Consider the following 2517-nt stretch of genomic DNA (forward strand, 5'->3'; position numbering starts at 1 on the left):
TTCGTTCCTGTTTCCAGGCCCTCCGGGCGCTTCCTTCGTTTCCGACTCTATCAGATCTTTCCGATCCGATTTCCTCGGTGCTTTCCGGTCCCTTTCGCTTTCGCTCCGGGCCCTTCCTGCGTTTCCGACTCTATCAGACCCTTTCGGCCCTGACTCCCAGTCAGCGGGGTTTGTCTTTCCGGCTGTTGGGCCGTTCCGACGTCCCGAACTCTAGCGGATTCCCCCGGCGGCCCCTAATCGGGCCATTCGAAATGAATTTCGGCACGCCGAAATTCATCCCGGTGGGGAGATCGTGCTGAGTAAGAGGTGCCGCTCGCAGCGGCTGAGTGGTTGTCGAAGAACCGTTCCGGCTCTGTGACAACTCGGAGAACACTACGCATCTGGGAGGGGCGTGTCAACCCCGGTCCACGGGCCCGGTGGGCGCGGGTGTTCAGTCGAGGTCGGTGAGACGGCCGCCCGCGTCCGGCTGGGTCAGTTCCACGCGGCGCAGCAGGCGGATGAGGATCTCGCCGAGGACGCCCCGTTCCTCTCCCGTGAGGTCCTGGAGCAGGTCCTCCTCGAAGGCGGTGGCCATCCGCATGGCCTCCAGCCACTTCGTACGGCCCTCGTCGGTGAGCTCCACGATCACGCGGACGCGGTTGTTCTCGTCGCGGTCGCGGGTGACCAGGCCCTCGCCGGCCATGCGGTCGATGCGGTGGGTCATCGCCGCCGGGGTGAGGCCGAGCCGCTTGGCCAGCTCGCCGGGACCGAGCCGGTAGGGCTCGCCGGAGAGGACCAGGGTCTTGAGGACCTCCCACTCCGCGTTGCTGATGCCGAGGTCGGCCAGCTGGCGTCCGTACGCCACGTTCATCCGGCGGTTCAGCCGGCCGAGGGCGGAGACGACCTTCTCCACCTGGGGGTCGAGGTCGCGGAACTCGCGCTGGTAGGCGGCGATCTGCTCGTCGAGGCTCGGCTCGTGGGGAGCCGCCGGACCGGACCGCTCAGTGGTGTCGGACATGCGGCCGAGTATTCCACGGTCTCCGTTGGCGTTGAAGTCCTTCGGTGTGTACTGTTAAGACGTTAACTTTAGCGTTGAAGTCTTCAAGGCTCAGGGGTACACCTCTGAACCTGCGACCGAAGTGGGTGAGTGTGACCAAGGCGAGGGGCGCCGCGATGCGCCGTATTCAGGCAGGCAGCGCGCTGAGCGCGTTCGGACTCGGCTTCACCGTGCCGTACCTCTATGTGTACGTGGCGCAGGTGCGGGATCTGGGCGCGGCCACGGCGGGCATCGTCCTGGCCGTCTTCGCCATGGCCGCGCTCGTGGTGCTGCCCTTCAGCGGGCGCGTCATCGACCGGCGCGGGCCGGTGCCCGTGCTGCTCGTGGCCTCGGCGACGGCGGCCGTGGGCGCTGTGGCGCTGGGCTTCGCGTCCAGTGTGCCCGCGGCGGTGGGCGCGGCGGCGCTGCTGGGTGCCGGTACCGCCGTCCTCCAGCCCGCGCTGGCCACGATGATCGTCTGGTGCTCGACCCCGGTCGGGCGGACCCGCGCGTTCGCCATGCAGTTCTTCCTGCAGAACCTCGGGCTCGGGCTCGGTGGTCTGATCGGCGGGCTCCTCGTGGACACCAGCCGGCCGGGGAGCTTCGTCCTGCTGTTCTCGATCGAGGCCGTGATGTTCCTGGTGCTCGCGGTGGTCGTGGGGACCGTGCGGATGCCGGGGTCTCCGGCGCTGTCGGACACCCGGCCCGCCGAGGGCGGCAAGGGCGGCGGGATGCGCGCGCTGCTCGGGCACAAGGCGATGGTGCAGCTGTGCGTCCTCGGCTTCGTCCTCTTCTTCGCCTGTTACGGACAGTTCGAGTCGGGTCTGGCCGCGTACGGCACGGAGGCGGCGGGCATCCAGCCGTCGACGCTGGGCATCGCGCTCGCCGCGAACACGGCGGTGATCGTGGCCGCGCAGTTCCTGGTGCTGAAGTTCGTCGAGCGCCGCAAGCGGAGCCGGATGATCGCGGCCGTGGGTCTGATCTGGACCGTGGCGTGGCTGATCGCCGGGTACGCGGGGCTGGGGAACGGCAGCCAGGCGATGGCGACGGCGGCGTTCATCTCCACGTACGCCCTGTTCGGGCTCGGTGAGGCGATGCTGTCGCCGACCGTGGCCCCGCTGGTCGCGGATCTGGCCCCGGAGTCGATGGTCGGGCAGTACAACTCGGCGTTCGCGCTGGTCAAGCAGTTGGCGCTGGCCGTCGGTCCGGCCGTGGGCGGTCCCATGGGGGCCGCGCTGCACGGTCCGTACATCGTGACCTTCGTGCTCTTCTCGCTCGGCATCACGTTCCTCGCGGTGCGGCTCGGCAAGCAGCTCACGCCGGAGCAGAACCAGCCGTCGCTCGCCCTGCGCCCGTCGAAGGTCGTCGCCCGGCACGAGCCCGTACGCGACAGCGAGACCGCTTCCGCCTAGTACTCCAGCAGGATTTCGCTGTCTGAGCTGTGGCTTTCACCGGGCGGCGGGAGTGTAGTGGGCTGATAGGTGGTCGGGGGCGGTCTCATG

General features: G+C 68.6%; 2 protein-coding genes. One reads left to right on the forward strand and one right to left on the reverse strand.

All coding sequences use genetic code 11. From position 1 onward, the window contains the following. Positions 1-430: 430 nt before the first annotated feature. The gene (locus ACFXGN_RS32740; protein WP_384866072.1) at positions 431-997 is read right to left on the reverse strand and encodes a MarR family winged helix-turn-helix transcriptional regulator; all 567 of its coding nucleotides are present in this window, start codon (positions 995-997) and stop codon (positions 431-433) included. Positions 998-1152: 155 nt separating this feature from the next. Between ACFXGN_RS32740 and ACFXGN_RS32745 the strand changes: the two genes are divergently transcribed. Then, positions 1153-2427 carry an MFS transporter gene (locus tag ACFXGN_RS32745; protein ID WP_384866074.1) on the forward strand — a complete coding sequence of 425 codons (1275 nt, stop codon included), beginning with the start codon at positions 1153-1155 and terminating at the stop codon, positions 2425-2427. Positions 2428-2517: the final 90 nt, after the last annotated feature.

This window comes from Streptomyces sp. NPDC059247, assembly GCF_042754005.1.
In the GTDB taxonomy this organism is placed as follows: domain Bacteria; phylum Actinomycetota; class Actinomycetes; order Streptomycetales; family Streptomycetaceae; genus Streptomyces.